General features: G+C 71.2%; 12 protein-coding genes. 9 read left to right on the top strand and 3 right to left on the bottom strand.

Going from position 1 to position 15,737, the window contains the following annotated elements; translation table 11 throughout:
- Nucleotides 1–5: 5 nt before the first annotated feature.
- A complete protein-coding gene (locus ACIQ8J_RS13930) occupies nucleotides 6–866 on the bottom strand; it encodes a nuclease-related domain-containing protein (RefSeq protein ID WP_403269123.1) in 861 nt (286 codons plus the stop codon).
- Nucleotides 867–2,558: 1,692 nt separating this feature from the next.
- On the opposite strand from ACIQ8J_RS13930, the gene ACIQ8J_RS13925 reads away from it, so the two are divergent.
- The 7 genes from ACIQ8J_RS13925 (at nucleotide 2,559) to ACIQ8J_RS13895 (ending at nucleotide 11,119) form a co-directional block, all read left to right on the top strand.
- Nucleotides 2,559–3,437: a DUF2797 domain-containing protein gene (locus ACIQ8J_RS13925; RefSeq protein ID WP_403269120.1), complete on the top strand. Its 879-nt coding sequence runs from the start codon at nucleotides 2,559–2,561 to the stop codon at nucleotides 3,435–3,437.
- 319 nt (nucleotides 3,438–3,756) lie between these two features.
- Nucleotides 3,757–4,101, top strand: coding sequence for an antibiotic biosynthesis monooxygenase family protein (locus tag ACIQ8J_RS13920; RefSeq protein WP_403269118.1), 345 nt, complete (start codon nucleotides 3,757–3,759; stop codon nucleotides 4,099–4,101).
- Between the two features lie 220 nt (nucleotides 4,102–4,321).
- The gene (locus tag ACIQ8J_RS13915; protein ID WP_403269115.1) at nucleotides 4,322–5,248 is read left to right on the top strand and encodes an amidohydrolase family protein; all 927 of its coding nucleotides are present in this window, start codon (nucleotides 4,322–4,324) and stop codon (nucleotides 5,246–5,248) included.
- Nucleotides 5,249–5,326: 78 nt separating this feature from the next.
- Nucleotides 5,327–6,067, top strand: a complete 741-nt coding sequence (locus ACIQ8J_RS13910; RefSeq protein ID WP_403269112.1) for a response regulator transcription factor — start codon at nucleotides 5,327–5,329, stop codon at nucleotides 6,065–6,067.
- Nucleotides 6,068–6,075: 8 nt separating this feature from the next.
- Nucleotides 6,076–7,575 carry a sensor histidine kinase gene (locus ACIQ8J_RS13905; protein ID WP_403269109.1) on the top strand — a complete coding sequence of 500 codons (1,500 nt, stop codon included), beginning with the start codon at nucleotides 6,076–6,078 and terminating at the stop codon, nucleotides 7,573–7,575.
- Nucleotides 7,576–7,601: 26 nt separating this feature from the next.
- Nucleotides 7,602–8,984, top strand: coding sequence for a glycosyltransferase (locus ACIQ8J_RS13900; RefSeq protein ID WP_403269106.1), 1,383 nt, complete (start codon nucleotides 7,602–7,604; stop codon nucleotides 8,982–8,984).
- Entirely contained in the window at nucleotides 8,981–11,119 is a 2,139-nt protein-coding gene (locus ACIQ8J_RS13895) for an ArnT family glycosyltransferase (RefSeq protein ID WP_403269103.1), read from the top strand. Before ACIQ8J_RS13900 ends, ACIQ8J_RS13895 begins: the two co-directional genes overlap by 4 nt.
- Here the strand turns inward: ACIQ8J_RS13895 and ACIQ8J_RS13890 are convergent.
- Nucleotides 11,105–11,962: an endonuclease/exonuclease/phosphatase family protein gene (locus ACIQ8J_RS13890; protein ID WP_403269101.1), complete on the bottom strand. Its 858-nt coding sequence runs from the start codon at nucleotides 11,960–11,962 to the stop codon at nucleotides 11,105–11,107. The genes ACIQ8J_RS13895 and ACIQ8J_RS13890 overlap by 15 nt on opposite strands.
- Nucleotides 11,963–12,090: 128 nt before the next feature.
- Between ACIQ8J_RS13890 and ACIQ8J_RS13885 the strand changes: the two genes are divergently transcribed.
- Together ACIQ8J_RS13885 and ACIQ8J_RS13880 are read left to right on the top strand one after the other, a co-directional pair.
- Entirely contained in the window at nucleotides 12,091–13,590 is a 1,500-nt protein-coding gene (locus ACIQ8J_RS13885) for an MFS transporter (RefSeq protein ID WP_403269098.1), read from the top strand.
- A gap of 135 nt (nucleotides 13,591–13,725) precedes the next feature.
- Nucleotides 13,726–14,559: a TetR/AcrR family transcriptional regulator gene (locus ACIQ8J_RS13880; RefSeq protein WP_403269096.1), complete on the top strand. Its 834-nt coding sequence runs from the start codon at nucleotides 13,726–13,728 to the stop codon at nucleotides 14,557–14,559.
- Between the two features lie 258 nt (nucleotides 14,560–14,817).
- Here ACIQ8J_RS13880 and ACIQ8J_RS13875 read toward each other — a convergent pair whose 3' ends face one another.
- Nucleotides 14,818–15,636, bottom strand: a complete 819-nt coding sequence (locus ACIQ8J_RS13875) for a YceI family protein (protein ID WP_403269093.1) — start codon at nucleotides 15,634–15,636, stop codon at nucleotides 14,818–14,820.
- Nucleotides 15,637–15,737 lie beyond the last annotated feature (101 nt).

The raw sequence follows: 15,737 nt of genomic DNA, 5'->3' as shown, positions 1-15,737 counted from the left end.
CAGCCTCAGGCGTCCTCCCATATGGTCTTGCGACGGGCGATCTCGTAGAGCTGTCGTACCTGCTCAGGCTGGAGCACTCCCGTGAGAGGACCGAGCGCGGAGACAGCCCGCTCCTCATAGACCCGGACGTCGAGCAAGGTGGCGACCTTGTCCAGGCGGCGGATGTCGACGAACACCAGGACCGGTGTAACCGGGACCTCGAAGTCGCAGTAGCGCTCCAACACCCGCCGAACCCGCCTGGCTTCGGCACGGCTCTTTCGCGGGTAGGGCTGTGGCTTGCCGTGATTGATCTTGGCTACGTCGTCACCAACCCAGACATCCTTGTCGGGGTGGCGCTTGGTGTTGATGCTGAACACCCCTCCGGGACCGATGAGGAGATGGTCGACATCGACCTTCCGCGGCAGCGGCACGGAGTGCAGTACGAACCAGCCGTCAGCGGATAATCGGCGTAGCTCTCGACCCACCCGCTTCTCGCCGGCCAGCCCCTTGCGCCAGGAGTCCCACTCGGTTTTGCGGCGCAGAAGCAGATTCACGAAGCGCTTCCAGGGGCCAGGTCCCTCAGTGCGGAGCTTGTCCCGCAGACCCTTGCCCGGCGGCCAAAGAGCGAGGTCATCCTCCAGACTGAGCTCCGGCAGAGGACGCACCTTAGGACGAGGAGGCGCCGAAGACCGAGGTGGAGGAGCGGGCTCGGCAGCGGGAAGGTACTGAGCGAGAGCCTCAGTAGCGGCAGATCGATACTCCGCCCTCAGGATGGTGACCTTGCCGGTGTGCCGGTCGAGGAATGCGACGGCCACCCCGTTCGGCAGGTTCACATACAGTCGATCATGCCCGTACCGCTTCCACACGGTGATCTTCAGATCGCTCACGCAGGCCCCCGGCGTCGGTGTGCCACCCCTACCAACATGGCAACAGTCCGGGCCCGTCCCCACAAGACGACGTACGCGGTAGGACTTTCCCTACTTCATCAAGGCTCGCTGCGCTCGCGGCTGCCTGCTCCAGCCGCGAGCCAACAGGGCCCCGACGTACGGGACATCTGCCCGCGGTGACACTGGTGAGCCGACACCGCACCGCCACCGCGATCCGACCTCAGGAAGGGGAACAGGGACAGCGGACCTCGTTGCCCTTGGCCACCAGGAGGCCGACCCCAACAGCCTCACTACACCCGCACTGCCTGACGGAGTCAGGTCGATCATTCGGGGATCGACGGCCGCGCACAGCGCGGCGGCGCCGGTCGGCCGGCGCCCCGCTGCCTCCATGTCTGCGCCACCGGCTGCGCGTCACCGTCCGCCCGTCGCCGCACGCAGCGGCCAAATACAGCACTGGGCACGGTGGGCTTGAGGGATTGCCGCAGGCGCGGGTCACAGACGCTTTGTGTTACCGAAAGAGGTCAGATCGCGGCGGCGGTGCGGTGTCGTCCCACCCGCTCCCGTGGACGTTGCCCGGTGGCTGGGGCGGTCGGCTCCACGGCTTTAGCCACCTCCCCGATTCGGGTCCCGCGCCGAGCAAGACCAGGGGGCCACTCGATCATATTGCGGTCAGGCTCAACGACCTGACCGAGTTGCCAGCCAGCGTACGGCCCCCTGATCATGCTCGACCCCAAACCGGGCAGGACACCGGCCAAAGCCGCTCCGCCGACCTCGTTATCCGCCCCCGCGCCTCCTCCGCCTATATGCGATGCCTCCAGTGAATTCACAAGGCCACAAGGTGGGACACAAGGGAGGACACAGGGACACACGCAGGACCGCATCCATGCAGGCAAGCAGGCGCACAAACACGTGAGCAAACAGGTATGCAAACCGCCGTGCAGGAAGGCATGCAAGAACCAGGGCGCACCCGGGCACCGCGAGCCATGCACTTATGCAAGCAAGCTAGCAAGCAAGCATGCCAGCAAGTAGTTTTGAAGGCAGAAGTCGTTGATTCGAAGGTCAAGGCCCGCTGATTTCTTGATCGAATCAACGAACCTAAGATAAAATTCCGCCCTGACCTTGGAAGTTGCTAAACGGGTTATGGGTGGTCACAATCAACTCACCAAGCCCGCCGGGGCGTTCGACATGCATGAGGCCACCCGCGTATCCGTAGGAAGAGGCGCGGGTGGCCAACGGCCCCAAGATAGGACCGGTTCAAGTATGAAAGATCGTTGGAGGCAATTCCAGACACCCGTACCCGCTGCGGGCTCAAGTGGTATATACATCTTTGCCCTCCTGGCTGGGGTGATCTTGATCTGTTCGGGGAGAGCGTCGGTCCCGGAAGCAACCGGGTACATCACGCCGTTCCTCCTGATCCACGAACGGATGATCACCCAGGCGCGGACGGCGTTGCAGTACAGCAGTGGAGTACAGCAACCGCAGCAACCGATTGCGTCCGATCAAGGCGTTCAGAGGACTCGAAGGAGCCGGAATGACCGGCGCTGACCGATCTGGATAGAGCTACGGATCAGAAGGTTGCAGGTTCGAATCCTGCCGAGTGCACAGTGAAGAGAAGGCCCCCGGAGAGATCCGGGGGCCTTCTTGTGTTTCCGGGGGAGCGGCGTTGTCAGTGGGGGTCGGTACCGTCGAGGGGTGGCTGGGTTCTGGCGGTGTGCGGGGGTTCGGTGGGGGGCGGATGGGCCTCGGCTGGTGTGGGAGGAGGGGCGGGTCAGTCCGCTTGCCTATGGGCGGGGGGTGGCGTTCCGGGTCGTCGGGGAGCGGAGGTGTGTGGGGGCGCGGGGGAATGCCTGTCCCGTGGCGGCGCCGGTGCCGGGGCGGAGTACGCAGGCGCGGTGCGGGGAGTGTGCGCGGCTGGACCGGGCGCATTCCGTCGCCGCCGATACGTACGTCGATGATCCGCGGACCTATCGGGTCTACCTCGCCTGGTTCGGGAGCGGGATGGTCAAGGTCGGGATCACCGCCGAGGAGCGGGGTTCGGCCCGGCTGCTCGAACAGGGGGCGGTGGCCTTCGGCTGGCTGGGACGGGGGCCGTTGATGGCGGCGCGGCGCAGCGAGGAGTTGCTGAGGACCGCCCTGGGCGTGCCGGACCGGATTCCGTACGCCGAGAAGCGGGCGGTGCGGGCCCGCCTGCCCGGGGTGGCCGAGCGGGCGGCGGAAGTGGCCCGGCTGCATGCGCGGGCCGTCGCGCTGGCCGACTGGCCCGAGTCCCTGGAGCGGCTGCCCTGTGAAGTGGTCGACCACGCCGAGGAGTTCGGGCTCGCCGGACTCGCGCCGGCTTCCGGTGTGGTGACGGAGCTGGTGGACGGCGGGGTGGTCGGCGGTCGGCTGGTCGCGGCCGCCGGGCCCGATCTGCATCTGGAGGCCGGGGACCGGGGTGAGGTTGTCGTTCTGGACACGCGGCTCATGAGCGGGTGGGATCTGACCGCCGTCGGCGAGGGGGCGGGCGGGGGCGTCAGCGTGCCCGTGCGGGACGTGCCGCGGGAGGGCGGGGTGCAGGACCTGTTGTTCTGAGGCCGCGTATCTGACGCGCCGCGTAGGGGATCTGTTGTCTGACGCGCCGTGCAGGGCGACCTGTTGTCTGAGGCACCGCGCAGGACCACCTGGTGTTCGAGGCGGCGTGCAGGGCGGCCTGGTGTTGTGAGGATGTGCGCGGGACCTGTTGTTCGGAGATCCAGGGTGCGCTGGGGCGTCGGTGCTCGCGCGTTGCGGCTGGTGCCTCCTTGGCGGGGCCCTGCGTGCGCAAGGGGCATCGTCAAGACTTGGATCCCTTTTGGATCCCTTCGGGCAAGGGATCTGGACAGCGTCGGCGGCCGCGGCCGAGGGTGGGGGCATGAGCGATCAAGTACACGGGCTGGTTTCGGGGATCGAACCGCCTTATTACGCCGTGGTGTTCACCTCCCTGCGGACCGAGGGCGACAACGGGTACGGGGAGACCGCCGTCGAGATGGGGGAGCTGGTGAAGGAGATACCGGGGTACCTCGGGTACGAGAGCGCGCGGACTCCGGGCGGGCTCGGGATCACCGTCGGGTACTTCAGGGACGAGGAGGCCATTGCCGCCTGGCGGGGCCGGCTGGAGCACCAGCGGGCGCAGAAGCACGGCCGGGCCCACTGGTACGAGAGCTACAGCGTCCATGTGGCCAAGGTCGAGCGGAGTTACAGCTTTGAGCGGGGGTGAAGGGGGCGGCGGCCCCGCCGTTCCCGGGCCCGATGGCCGCGGCGCCGCTGCTTCCGGGTCCGGTGCGGGTGGCCCCGCCGTCCCCGGGCCCGGCGATGCTGAAGGGGGCGGCATGGGGGCCTCCCGTCCCGGCGAGGCTGAAGGGCGCGGCTTTGGGGCCGCCGGGCCCGGTGGGTGTGGCCCCGCCGTCCCCGGGCCGGGCGATGCTGAAGGGGGCCGCATGAAGGGCTCCGGGCCCGGCGAAGCTGAAGGGGGTGGCGCTGGCGTTCGGGGGTTCTGGGGGCGGCTCGGGGTGCCCGGTGGCATCGACGTACACACGCACTTCATGCCCGAGCGCGTGCTGAAGAAGGTGTGGGAGTACTTCGACTCCGCCGGGGAACTGGTGGGCGGGGTCGAGTGGCCCATCACCTATCGCGCCGAGGAGGCGGAGCGGGTGCGGCTGCTGCGGGAGGAGTTCGGGGTGCTCGCGTTCACCTCGATGCTCTATCCGCACAAGGCCCGCATGGCCGAGTGGCTCAACGGGTGGGCGGCCGGCTTCGCGGCCAGGACGCCCGACTGCCTCCATACCGCCACCTTCTTCCCCGAGCCCGGCGTCGGCCGTTACGTACGGCACGCCCTCGACGCCGGGGCCCGGGTCTTCAAGTCCCATGTGCAGGTGGGGAGTTACGACCCCGGTGACCCGCTGCTCGAACCCGTCTGGGGGATGCTCGCCGAGGCCGGGGTGCCCGTCGTCATCCACTGCGGCTCGGGGCCCGCGCCCGGCAAGTACACCGGGCCGGGGCCGGTCGGGCGGGTGCTCGCCCGGCACCCCCGGCTGCGGCTGGTCGTCGCGCACATGGGGATGCCGGAGTACGCCGACTTCCTCGACCTCGCCGAGACGTACGGCTCCGTCATGCTCGACACGACCATGGCCTTCACCGATTTCAGCGAGCGCGGCGCGCCCTTCCCCGCGACGGAGCGGGGCAGGCTGCTCGACCTGGGCGACCGCATCCTGCTCGGTACGGACTTCCCGAACATTCCGTACCCCTACCTCCACCAGCTGGAGGCCCTGGAGGGGCTCGGGCTCGGGGACGGCTGGCTCCGGGCGGTCTGCCACGACAACGCCGCCCGCCTCTTCGGACTGCCCCGCCCGGCCCCCACCGCCTGAGCCCCGTCGGCCACTTTCTCAGGGAAATCACAGGATCGGGCAAGGATGTTCTCAGGGCTCCCTCACAGGGTGGGGGCCATGACCGTTACCTCCTCGCCCCAGGGGCGGACCGAAATGCTCAGGCCGGACGGGAGTCCCGTCCGAGTGCTCGTCGTGGACGACGAGGCGCCGCTCAGCGAGCTCCTGTCGATGGCGCTGCGCTACGAAGGCTGGGACGTGCGCAGCGCCGGCGACGGGGCCGGGGCGGTGCGCGACGCCCGGGACTTCCGGCCGGACGCCGTGGTCCTCGACATCATGCTGCCCGACATGGACGGTCTCGCCGTGCTCGGCCGGCTGCGCCGCGAGCTGCCGGACGTGCCGGTGCTCTTCCTCACCGCCAAGGACTCCGTGGAGGACCGGATAGCCGGGCTCACGGCGGGCGGCGACGACTACGTCACCAAGCCGTTCAGCCTGGAGGAGGTCGTGGCCCGGCTGCGCGGGCTGATCCGCCGCTCGGGCACGGCGGCCGTACGGAGCGAATCCGTGCTGGCAGTCGGCGACCTCACGCTGGACGAGGACAGCCACGACGTGACGCGCGGCGGGGACAGCATCCACCTCACCGCGACCGAGTTCGAGCTCCTGCGCTTCCTCATGCGCAACCCCCGCCGGGTGCTCAGCAAGGCGCAGATCCTCGACCGGGTGTGGTCGTACGACTTCGGCGGGCAGGCCAACGTGGTCGAGCTCTACATCTCCTACCTGCGCCGGAAGATCGACGCCGGGCGCTCCCCGATGATCCACACCCGGCGCGGCGCGGGATATCTGATCAAGCCCGGGGAGTAAGCGTTCCGATGGCCGGGTTCCGGCGGCCCTGGTCGCTCCGTACTCGTCTGGTCGTGTCGGCGGTGACGCTGCTCGCGGTGGTGGGCGCGGTCATCGGCACGGTGACGGTGCTCGCCATGGGGGCGAACCTCCAGCGGCAGCTGGACGACCAGCTGCGGACGTCCGTACGGATGGGGCACGAGGGGCCCGGTCTTGACCCCATGAGCGGCGCCGACCACCTGGAGTTCCTCGTCTCCCGGCCGGGTCAGCCGCGCAACACGATCGGCGCGGGCACGCTGCCCGACGGCCGGCCGGCCGGCCTCCAGGCCGTTCAGCCGGAGCGGATGGGTCAGCCCCGCTCCACCTCGCTGTCCGACGAGCAGACCCGGGCGCTGGACACCGTCCCCAAGGACGGCGCCGTGCACTCCGTGTCGATTCCCGGCCTCGGCGACTACCGCGCCTCCTGGGACCGGGACAGCACGGTCGTCCTCGCCTATCCCACCGACAGCGTCGACTCCACCGTCGACACCCTGGTCCTCGTGGTCATCTGCGTGACCGCCGCCGGTCTGGTGGCCGCCGGCATCGCCGGGACGGCCATCGTCGGGGTCGCGCTGCGCCCGCTGCGGCGGGTCGCCTCGACCGCCACCCGGGTGTCCGAACTGCCCCTGCACAGCGGGGAAGTCGCGCTGTACGAGCGGGTGCCGGGGGCCGAGGCGGATCCGCGGACCGAGGTCGGGCAGGTGGGCGCGGCGCTCAACCGGATGCTCGACCATGTGCACGACGCGCTCAGCGTGCGGCAGGAGAGCGAGACGCAGGTCCGGCAGTTCGTCGCCGACGCCAGCCATGAGCTGAGGACTCCGCTCGCCTCCATCCGCGGGTACGCGGAGCTGACCCGGCGCGGGCGCGAGGACATCGGGCCCGACACCCGGCGCTCGCTGGGGCGGATCGAGTCGGAGGCGGCGCGGATGACCGTCCTGGTCGAGGATCTGCTGCTGCTCGCGCGCCTCGACGCCGGACGCCCGCTCTCGTACGGGAGCACCGATCTCTCCTCGCTCGTCGTGGACGCGGTCGGTGACGCGCATGCCGCGGGGCAGGACCACAAGTGGCTGCTCGAACTGCCCGGGGAGCCCGTCGCCGTGCGCGGGGACGGGGCCCGGCTGCACCAGGTCCTGGTCAATCTGCTCGGCAACGCCCGTACGCACACCCCGCCGGGCACCACCGTCACCGCCCGGGTCCACGAGCGCGGGCCCTGGGTCGTCGTCGAGATCGAGGACACCGGGCCCGGCATCCCGCCCGAGCTGCTGCCGCACGTCTTCGAACGGTTCGCGCGCGGTGACGCCTCCCGCTCCCGCAACGCCGGGTCCACCGGCCTCGGGCTCGCCATCGTGCAGGCCGTCGTCGCCGCGCACGGCGGCCGGGTGACCGTGCAAAGCGCCCCCGGGCGGACCGTGTTCGGGGTGCACCTCCCGGCCGCCGAAGGCGCGGGCCGCTTCTCACAGGCTGGGCACAGGCTGACCACACAGGTGTGACAGCGCTCCTCGCGAGGGTCGCTGCCATGCGAACCGAACCTTCCGCCACGAGTGTCCTGCGCGCCGCAGGCGCACCGCATACGGTCGCCCTCCCCGCCCGCCGGCACCTCCCCGTCCAGCCGGCCGGCACCCCCGTACTCGATGTGACGGTCCCCGTCCACAACGAGGAGCAGGACCTGGAGCGGTGTGTGCGGCGGCTGCACGAGCACCTCGCGCGGACCTTCCCGTACGGCTTCCGGATCACGGTCGCCGACAATGCCAGCACCGACTCGACTCCCTTGATCTCGGCCCGGCTTGAGCGGGAGATACCGGAAGTCCGAGCCTTCCGGCTGGAGGAGAAGGGGCGCGGGCGGGCGCTGCGTACCGTCTGGTCGGCGTCCGACGCGCCCGTGCTCGCCTACATGGACGTGGACCTCTCCACCGATCTCAACGCGCTGCTGCCGCTGGTCGCGCCGCTGATCTCCGGGCATTCGGACCTCGCCATCGGCTCCCGGCTCGCCCGCTCCTCGCGGGTGGTGCGCGGTGCCAAGCGGGAGTTCATCTCGCGTACGTACAACCTGATCCTGCGCGGTTCGCTCGCGGCGCGGTTCTCCGACGCCCAGTGCGGGTTCAAGGCGATCCGGCGCGAGGTCGCGGAGCGGCTGCTGCCGATGGTCGAGGACACCGGGTGGTTCTTCGACACCGAGATGCTGGTGCTCGCCGAGCGCGCGGGGCTCCGGATCCACGAGGTGCCGGTGGACTGGGTGGACGACCCGGCGAGCACCGTGCACCTGGTCAGCACGGCGATGGACGACCTGCTGGGCGTGTGGCGGATCGGGCGGGCGCTCGCCGTGGGGGCGCTGCCGCTCGACCGGCTCGCCCGGCCGTTCGGCGACGACCCCAGGGACCGGCAGCTCACCGGGGTGCCGGGCGGGCTCGCCCGCCAGCTCGTCGGGTTCTGCGTGATCGGCGGGCTCTCCACCCTCTTCTACCTCGTCCTGTACTCCCTCTCGCGCACCGCGATGGGGCCCCAACTCGCCAACGCCGTCGCCCTGTTGGTGTCGGCCGTCGCGAACACCGCCGCCAACCGCAGACTCACCTTCGGGGTGCGCGGCCGGGACCGGGCGGTGCGCCACCAGGCCCAGGGCCTGGCGGTCTTCGCCATCGGACTCGCGCTGACCAGCGGCTCGCTCGCGGCGCTCGACGCGGCCGACTCCGGCGCCGCGCACTCCACCGAGGTGGCCGTCCTGCTCGCGGCGAACCTCGCGGCCACCGTCCTGCGCTTCCTGCTGTTCCGCGCCTGGGTCTTCCCGGACCGACCCGCGCACGCCACCGCAGCCCCGCACGACACAAGCAGCGACACCCCGCACGTCACCGACACCGACACCGCAGCCCCGCACGACCCCGACCCGAAGGGCCACGCACGATGACCACGACCTCCTACCAGGCCGATCCGCGCGAGGGGGTCGCGGCGACCGGGCTCCGGACCGCCCGGAACCGGCTGTGGCGCGGCCGGCCCGACGACCCGGCCTGGGTGCGGCCCGCGCTCCTCGCGCTGCTCGCCGCCACCTTCGGCTGCTACCTCTGGAACCTCGGCTCCTCCGGGTACGCGAACTCCTTCTACTCGGCGGCGGTCCAGGCGGGCAGCCAGAGCTGGAAGGCCTTCTTCTTCGGCTCGCTCGACGCCGCCAACGCGATCACCGTCGACAAGCCGCCGGCCTCGCTGTGGCCGATGGCCCTGTCCGTACGCCTCTTCGGGCTCGGCTCCTGGCAGATCCTGCTGCCCGAGGTGCTGATGGGCGTGGGTACGGTCGCCGTGCTGTACGCGGCGGTGCGACGCCGGTTCAGCCCGGCCGCGGGGCTCATCGCGGGCGCGGTGGGCGCCCTGACGCCCGTCGCCGCGCTGATGTTCCGCTTCAACAACCCGGACGCGCTGCTCGCGCTCCTGATGACGGTCACCGTGTACTGCGTGCTGCGCGCCCTGGAGGACGCCCGGACGAAGTGGCTGGTGTGGGCCGGGGTGGTGATCGGCTTCGCGTTCCTGACGAAGACGCTCCAGGCCTTCCTGATCCTGCCGCCGCTTGCGCTCCTGTACGCGGTGTGCGCGCCCACGTCCCTGCGCCGGCGCCTCGGCCAACTCGCCCTGTCCGCAGGGGTGTTGATCGTCTCGGGCGGCTGGTGGGTGGCCGCCGTGGAGCTGTGGCCCAAGTCCTCGCGCCCGTACGTCGGCGGCTCGCAGCACAACTCCTTCCTGGAGCTGACCTTCGGCTACAACGGACTCGGCCGGATCAGCGGCAACGAGAAGGGCAGCGTCGGCGGCGGCGCCCTGCCCAAGGGCGTGGAGCTCACCGGCGGAATGAAGCGGATGGGCGGCGGCGGTGGCTGGGGTGCGACCGGCATCGGCCGGATGTTCAACTCCGAGGTGGGCAGCCAGATCTCCTGGCTGCTGCCCGCCGCCCTGCTCCTGCTGATCGCGGGCCTCTGGGTCACCCGGAAGGCCAAGCGCACCGACACCGCGCGGGCCGCGTTCCTCGCCTGGGGCGGGGCGATGCTGATGACCGCCGTGATCTTCAGCTTCATGGCCGGGATCTTCCACCAGTACTACACGGTGGCCCTCACCCCCTACATCGCGGCGCTCGTCGGCATGGGCGTCACGGTGCTGTGGGAGGAGCGCTCGCGCCTCCGGGCGGCCCTCGCGCTCGGCGTGACGGTGGCGGTCACGGCGGTCTGGGCCTACGTGCTGCTCGGCCGCACCCCGGACTATCTGCCGTGGCTGCGCTGGGCGGTGCTCGTCGGCGGGCTGCTCGCGGCGGTCGGCCTCGCCTTCGCGGGTCGGCTGAACCGCAGGGTGGCGCTCGGGGTCGCCGGGGCCGGGCTCGCGGCGTCGCTGGCCGGGCCCGCCGCGTACACGGTCAGCACGCTCAACACCGGGCACACCGGCTCGATCGTCACGGCGGGCCCGGCCGGGGCCAGTACGGGCGGGCCCGGGGGCGGCGGCCGCATGCGGTTCGGCCGCGGAGCCGGCCCGGAATCCGCCGGGCTGCCCGGTGGGTGGAACGGCGGCCGGCAGCCGGGCCAGGGCCAGGGCATGCCCGGCGGGGCCATGGGCCAGGCGCCCGGCGGGCCGGGCCGGGGCCAGAACGGCCAGGCGCCCGGCCGGACCGGCGGCATGCGCGGCGGTGGCGGCATGGGCGGCCTGCTCGACGGCGCCAAGGTGAGCGCACAGGCCGGTGCCCTGCTGAAGCAGGACGCGCAGAAGTACACCTGGGCCGCGGCCGCCGTCGGCTCGCAGAACGCCGCGAGCTACCAACTCGCCACCCAGAAGCCGGTGATGGCGATCGGCGGCTTCAACGGCAGCGACCCGTCGCCGACGCTCGCCCAGTTCAAGAAGTACGTGGCGGAAGGGAAGATCCACTACTTCATCGCGAGCGGCGGCGGTTTCGGTGGCGGCTTCGGCGGCGGCGCGGGGAGCAGCAGCTCCATCAGCAGCTGGATCGAGGCGGGCTTCAAGAAGGTGACGGTCGGCACCGCCACCTTCTACGACCTGACCTCACCGGCGAAGTAGCAGATCGGCGACGACGGGGCGGTGGTCCGAGGCGAGCGTCTCGGCCACCGCCGCGTCGCGCACCCGTACCCCGCCCCTCTGCACGGCCACATAGTCGATCCGCCGGACCGGAACATCCGCCGGGAAGCTGTTGGCGCGGGGATCCGCGTCCGTCAACTCCCGCCACAGCGGCGCGAGTTCGGGCGCCGACGGTACGGCGTTGAAGTCGCCGAGCAGGATCGTGCGGGCGCCCCGGTCGGCCGCCATGATGCGCCGGGTGTCGGCGACCTGCGCCACCCGTACCGAGGGGTCGCCCCGGTAGTCGAGGTGGGTGACGTACACGTGGACCGGCACGCCCCGCACCCTCAGCTCCACCTCGCCGAAGCCGGGCGCGGGCGCCGGCACCGGGTGGGGGTCCTGGGTGGAGAGCCGGGTGATGTCGTGGTTCTCGGCGGCCAGGATCTCGTACCGGGACAGCACCGCGACACCGAACTCCCGGCGGGGGCCGCCCGGTTGCCCGGGATCCAGGCTGTAGATCGGCGCGAACGAGACATGCATGCCGAGCCGCGCCGCCAGCTCCGCGGCCACATCGCGCCCCTGGCTGCGCGCGCCCCAGTGCACATCGACCTCCTCCAGGCCGATCACATCCGCGTGCAGCGCCCGCAGGGCGGCGGCCTGCCGGTCGAGGTCGAAGACGTCGTCCATCCCGGCGCCCGCATGGATGTTGTACGTCGCGACCCGCAGCGGCACCTCCCGCCCCGAGCCGGGGGAAGCCTGCGCCACAGGCGCCAGGACCGACCCCAAAAGGCTTGCGACCAGGGCCAGTTGAGCAACAGTCGCGCGCGTCTTTCGCCTCCGTGCCATGGCACTCTCCTCATCCTGCCCACGTCCCGAACGCCGGCGAGAGAAATTGGCTTTACGGTGTAGAAGAACTCCCTATACGGTGTACAGCGACATCGCCCGTACACCGTATAAGGAGCCAGGGAGCCGGCATGACGGCAACGACAACCGAGCACCGCACCACCCCCGCCGCCCATCCGCAGCGCTGGCTGATCCTCGGCGTCATCTGCCTGGCCCAGCTCACGGTGCTGCTCGACAACACCGTCCTCAACGTCGCCATCCCCTCCCTCACCACCTCGCTCGGCGCGTCCACCGCCGACATCCAGTGGATGATCAACGCGTACTCGCTGGTCCAGTCCGGGCTGCTGCTCACCGCGGGCAGCGCGTCTGACCGCTACGGACGCAAGAAGATGCTCGCAGCGGGACTCGCGCTCTTCGGTATCGGCTCGCTGGCCGCCGGCCTCGCGCAGAACTCCGGTCAGCTGATCGCCGCCCGCGCGGGCATGGGCATCGGCGGGGCGCTCCTGATGACCACCACCCTCGCCGTCGTCGTCCAGATCTTCGACGACGAGTCCCGGGTCAAGGCCATCGGCATCTGGGCCACCGTCAACTCGGTCGGCTTCGCCGCCGGTCCGCTGATCGGCGGGGCCATGCTCGACCACTTCTGGTGGGGCGCGATCTTCCTGGTGAACATCCCGGTCGCGGTGCTCGGCCTGGCCGCCGTCCTCGTCCTCGTACCGGAGTCGAAGAACCCGCAGGGCGACCGGCCCGACCTGCTCGGGGCGCTGCTGTCCACGATCGGTATGGCGGGTGTCGTGTACGCGATCATCTCGGGCCCGGGGCACGGCTGGCTCTCCGGCCAGGTGCTCGCATCGGCCGGGGTCGGTGCCGTGTTCCTCGCCGCCTTCGTGCGCTGGGAGCTGTCCATCGAGCACCCGATGCTGGACATGCACTTCTTCCGCAACCAGAAGTTCATCGGGGCGGTCGCCGGGTCGATCCTGGTCGCGTTCGGCATGGGCGGCTCGCTCTTCCTGCTGACCCAGCACCTCCAATTCGTGCTCGGCTACGGGCCGTTGGAGGCGGGGCTGCGCACCGCGCCGCTCGCGCTCAGCGTCATCGTGCTCAACATGTCGGGGGTCGGCGCCAAGCTGGTGGCCAAGGCCGGCACCCCGCGCGCCATCGCCATCGGCATGACCGCGACCGCGGCCGGGCTCGCCTCGATCGCGCTGCTCGGCGGGCACAGCTACGGCGGCACCCTGCTCGGCCTGGTCGTGATGGGCTCGGGCATCGCGCTCTCCATGCCGGCCATGGCCAACGCGATCATGAGCGCGATCCCGCCGGAGAAGGCGGGCGTGGGCGCGGGCGTCAACGGCACGCTCGGCGAGTTCGGCAACGGGCTCGGCGTGGCGGTGCTCGGCGCGGTACTGGGCTCGCGGTTCGCGGCGCTGGTCCCGGTCGCGGCGGCCTCGCTGCCCGCCGCGCTCGCCGCCGCCGGAAGCGACGCCGAACGGGCGAAGGTCGCCGACGCGTTCGCCTCAGGACTGGAGACCAGCCAGCTGGTCGGCGCGATCGCGGTGCTCGCGGGCGGCCTGCTCGCGGCGGCCCTGCTGCACCGCGCGGGGCGGAACACCCAGGCTCCTCCGGCCGCGTAAGGGGTGTCCGGTGGGTCGGGGGCGGCTCCGGCCGTGACCCACCGGACACCGCCTAGCATCGTCGGGGAATGAACCCCCCAATTGCGGAAATGACCCCTGCGGGTCGGCAGATCCCAGACCCGAGGAGGCGGCGCGATGGTTTCGGCGGCGGACCGCGAGAAGAACGCGGGGCGTACCAGCGTGTGGATCGCCAGCAGGACGGGCACCCGGGTGCGCCGCGCGGAACCCTCCGCCGAGAACGGCCAGCCCGCCCTGGACCGGGACCGGATCACCGCCGAGGCCGTACGGCTGCTCGACACCGAGGGCCCTGCCAAGTTCTCCATGCGCCGGCTCGCCGCCGAGCTCGGGGTCACCGCGATGTCCCTGTACTGGTACGTCGACACCAAGGACGACCTCCTCGAACTCGCCCTGGACGCGGTGTTCGCCGAGATCGGGCTGCCCGACACGACGGACGACTCGGCCGACTGGCGCGACCAGCTCCGCGCGCTCGCCGTCGGCTACCGCGCGGTCTTCGTCCGGCACTCCTGGGCCTCGCCGCTGATCGGCCGCTACCTCAACATCGGCCCGCACGCGATGGCCTTCTCGCACACGGCCCAGCGGGTGATCGCCCGCACCGGCGTGCCGGCGCACGGGCAGATCGGCACACTCTCGGCGGCCTTCCAGTTCGTGTACGGATTCGGCACGATCGAGGGGCAGTTCGTGCAGCGCTGCGCGGACGCGGGGGTCACCCAGGACGAGTACTTCACGCGGGCCATGGGCGCGCTGAACGAAGAGCCCCAGTACCGCGCCCAGTTCGAGGACGCGGCCGAGCTGATGGCCGCGCGGGGCGGGAACACGGTGGCGGAGATGCGGGAGAAGGACTTCGACTTCGCGCTGTCGCTGCTGATCGCGGGGATCGAGGCCAAATCGAGCCCCTCCGGCGCTCAGGGAGAACCAAGCCCGTCATGGGGGTCCCCCCTGGACCTTTAGGGGGTGTCCGGTGGATCATGGCCGGGGTCGCGACGCCTGGCACGGCACCTCGCCGCGTTGCCGAAACGTCCCGATAGCTCCTCCCCCAAGGCCTCAAGGGCCAGGGGGGACCCCCATTCGAAACGCTCCGACGCCTTGCGATGCACCGCACCAGCCGCCGCGCCCTGTCCGACCCTGACCCACCGGACACCCCCTAGTCCTTGGGGGAGGATGAGGAGCGGGGGTCCGGGGGCGGCGCCCCCGGACGGTGGGCAACCGTCAGGCGCCCGGCAGGGTCTCGCCCTGAACGGTCTGGATGTCCAGCTCCACCTTCAGCGTCGTGCCGATCGCCGAGATCCCCGCCTGGACCACCTGGTTGTAGTTCATCGCGAAGTCCTCGCGGCGCAGCTCCGCCGTCGCCCGGTAGGCCGCCCGCACGCCGCCCCACGGGTCGGGGCCCGTACCGAGGTAGGAGAGGTCGAGGCCGACCTCGCGGACCACGCCGTGCAGGGACAGCTCGCCCCGCACCGTCCAGCGGTCGGGCCCGGCCGGGACCAGGTCCGTACTGCGGTAGGTGATCTCGGGGAAGCGCTCCACGTCCAGGAAGTCGGGGGACTTGAGGTGGCCGTCCCGCATGGCGTTGCCGGTGTCGATGGAGGCCGCGCCGATGACCGCCTCCACCCGCGACTTCTCCAGGTCCTGGGCGATCTCGATCCGCCCGCCGAACTCCCCGAACCGGCCGTGCACGCTGGAGATGCCCAGGTGCTGGGCGACCGCGCCGACCGACGAGTGCGCCGGGTCGATCGTCCAGGGGCCCGGCGGCGGCAGCTCGGCCCCGCCCTGGCGGGCCAGCACCACCGTGCCGGCGTCGGCCCGGCCGCTGGCCGTGACCAGCGCGGTGGAGGCGGCGGGCGCGTAGCCGACGGCCGTCACGATCACCGTGTACGGGCCGGGCGCGAGGGCCACGTCCGCCGCCACCGAGCCGTCCTGTGCCGCCGAGGCCCGCAGCACCTGCGTACCCGCCATGTCGGTCATCGTCACCACGGCGTGCGAGACCGCCCAGCCGTCGCGCGTCCGTACCTGTGCCCGCAGTCCCATCCCGTTTTCTCTCCTCTGAGTGCAAAAGGTCGGGCCCCGGGCCCGGAACGTCAGGCCGTCCCCTGCCTGCCGCTCCGGATCCGGGGCCCATTTCCACGCCG

This window comes from Streptomyces sp. NPDC094147 (genome assembly GCF_044764265.1).
Classification (GTDB): domain Bacteria; phylum Actinomycetota; class Actinomycetes; order Streptomycetales; family Streptomycetaceae; genus Streptomyces.
This window is presented reverse-complemented; position numbering and strand designations above follow the sequence as displayed.